The organism is Gluconobacter kondonii (assembly GCF_002723995.1).
Lineage (GTDB): Bacteria > Pseudomonadota > Alphaproteobacteria > Acetobacterales > Acetobacteraceae > Gluconobacter > Gluconobacter kondonii.
On sequence record NZ_BEWP01000052.1, the window covers coordinates 1 to 1,636 of the forward strand.

Here is a 1,636-nt window from a genome sequence, read left to right on the forward strand (position 1 = left end):
GACGACAAAACTGTCGTTCAGGAAGTGCTCTGATGCCCGCGCATTTCTCTCACCGGATTCTTCTGATTAATCCGAACAGTTCGACGGCAACCACGCAGATGATGCTACGGATCGGACGTGTAGGACTGGATGAGGGGTCCGAACTCGTCGGTGTCACTGCAAAAAGGGCACCACGCATGATCCTGACGCCCTCCCAGCTTGCCGCCGCCGCCGAAGAAGTCGTGGAGATGGCCACAGCCGGAATGGCAGATTGCAACGGCCTGATCGTTAGTGCTTTTGGCGATCCCGGTCTGAACATCATCAGAAAGCGTAGCCCAATACCAGCAACCGGTCTTTGTGAAGCCTCGATGCTGGAGGCTGCGGCAGGGGGGCGCCGCTTTGGTGTTGCCACAGTCACCCCGGATCTGATCCCGATTATCGATCAACGCGCGGCAAGCCTCGGTCTGGGCGCGCTCTATACTGGGGTCAGATGCACTCACGATGACCCTACCGCCTTGACGGCCGACAGCGACCGACTGAACGGAAAGCTGGGCGAGGCCGTCGAAGAATGTCTTCGCAAAGATGACGCCCAAGCAGTCATCATTGGGGGCGGTCCTTTAGGGCAGGCTGCTGTCTGCCTAGGTGTTTAGTCCCGTGATTTGATGGGGTATTATTTTCACGAGAGTGGAAGGAAGCCTTATGGGACAGATACGTCATGGCAGCGCCACGACCACGCACGCCGTGCGAGCGGCAATATAGCGATCGCAGGCTTCGCTCGCGGCGCTGAGCAAGGAGTTCGGGATCAACCCGAAAACAGTTGCAAAATGGCGGAAGCGTCAAACGGTTGAGGATCAGAAGACAGGTCCTAAAGAGCCGCGCTCAACGGTCCTGTCCGAGACGGACGAAGCGATGATCGTGGCGTTTCGCCGGCATACGTTGCTACCGCTGGATGACTGTCTTTATGCCCTGCAGGCCAGCATCCCTCATCTGACACGCTCGGCTCTGCATCGCTGCCTTCAGCGCCACGGGATATCCCGGTTGCCGGACATCGAAGGAGACAAGCCCAAACGCCAGCGCTTCAAACGCTATCCCATAGGCTTTTTTCACATCGATATTGCCGAAGTACAGACTGCTGAGGGCAAGCTGCACCTCTTCGTTGCTATCGACCGGACAAGCAAATTCGCTGTCACACAACTCGTCGGGAAAGCTGATCGGAAGACAGCCTGGGAATTCCTCGAACATCTCCTGAGCATCATCCCTTACCGGATCCACACCATTCTGACCGATAACGGCATCCAGTTCGCTGATCAGCCCCGTAACCGCAATACGGCCTGGTCTCGCCCCATGCGCTTCGACATGATCTGCGAAGCTCACGGGATCGAACATCGTCTGACGAAACCCAATCATCCCTGGACGAACGGTCAGGTCGAGCGGATGAACCGGACAATCAAGGAAGCAACCGTCAAACGCTTCCATTACGACAGTCATGAGCAGTTGAGGACACACCTCAACGACTTCATGGCAGCCTATAATTTCGGGCGAAGGCTCAAGACCCTCAGTGGCCTTACCCCTTACGAATACGTCTGCAAAATCTGGACTTCAGAGCCAGAAAGATTCATCATCAATCCAACCCATCAAAACACGGGACTAAACACCT

General features: G+C 56.1%; 1 protein-coding gene and 1 pseudogene. Both read left to right on the forward strand.

Annotation, left to right across the window (positions count from 1 at the left end):
- On the forward strand, positions 1–629 hold a 629-nt coding region (locus GKO01_RS15885; RefSeq protein WP_218017462.1), incomplete at its 5' end, for an aspartate/glutamate racemase family protein.
- A 49-nt stretch (positions 630–678) separates the two neighbouring features.
- Positions 679–1,636, forward strand: a pseudogene (locus GKO01_RS15660) (IS481 family transposase); the annotation flags it as partial.